Genomic DNA, 912 nt, shown 5'->3' with positions numbered 1-912 from the left:
CATGCACAGACTTACGATGATATGCTTGTGCATGAAGAGGGGGAATCGTCATGGCATCGGGTAAATTCGTCGCTTATTTCCGCGTTTCGACAGATCAGCAAGGCGCGTCGGGCCTGGGTCTTGAGGCCCAGCGCAAGGCCGTAATCGATTTCCTGAATGGCGGCGACTGGGAACTGGAAGCCGAATTCGTGGAGATCGAGTCGGGCAAGCGGAACGACCGCCCACAACTCGACGAGGCGCTGGCCCAATGCAAGAAGATCGGTGCGACCCTGGTCATAGCCCGCCTCGACCGGCTGGCCCGAAACGTCCACTTCATATCGGGGCTGATGGAAGCCGGAGTCGATTTCGTCGCGGCAGACATGCCCAACGCCGACCGCTTCATGCTCCACGTCTATGCCGCCATGTCTGAGCACGAGGGCCTCCGGATCAGCGAGCGGACGAAAGCCGCTCTCGCCGCCGCCAAGGAGCGTGGAACGGTCTTGGGCTCCCATGGCGCAATCCTCGCCCGGCAGAACGCAGAGGCCGCTGACACAGCGGCAACGGCATTGCGATCCACTGTCGAAGCAATCCGCGCGGACGGCTTCAACACTGTAGCGGCGATCACCGACGAACTGAACCGCCGCGCCGTCCCGACAGCTCGAGGCGGGCGGTGGCATACGACATCGGTGCAACGTCTATTGACCCGCCTGCGGGGGTGACCAGGACCAGGGCCAGCAGGGACCGGTCGGGATGGTGGTGGTCGAGGGGGGTGGGGTGGGGGGTACCGCCGATTGGGCCGCTCGGAAGGCGTACTGTGTTGAGCGGAGAAATTTTGAAAATTATGGGATTTTCTAACCGCACTTAATGAGTGCAGTAGATTGAACCGGCACGCACCGAGGGCGAGTGGTACAGTCACGACGCGCTGGATCAGGC

The 912-nt window shown here is 62.0% G+C and carries 1 protein-coding gene; it reads left to right on the top strand.

Annotation, left to right across the window (positions count from 1 at the left end; translation table 11 throughout):
- Window positions 1-50 precede the first annotated feature (50 nt).
- Window positions 51-698 carry a recombinase family protein gene (locus tag K678_RS17370; RefSeq protein WP_021133795.1) on the top strand — a complete coding sequence of 216 codons (648 nt, stop codon included), beginning with the start codon at window positions 51-53 and terminating at the stop codon, window positions 696-698.
- Window positions 699-912 lie beyond the last annotated feature (214 nt).

It is taken from the genome of Magnetospirillum fulvum MGU-K5, from assembly GCF_000442515.1.
GTDB lineage: Bacteria > Pseudomonadota > Alphaproteobacteria > Rhodospirillales > Magnetospirillaceae > Phaeospirillum > Phaeospirillum fulvum_B.
Note: the sequence above shows the minus strand (reverse complement) of the source record. Positions and strands in the feature narration are given on the sequence as shown.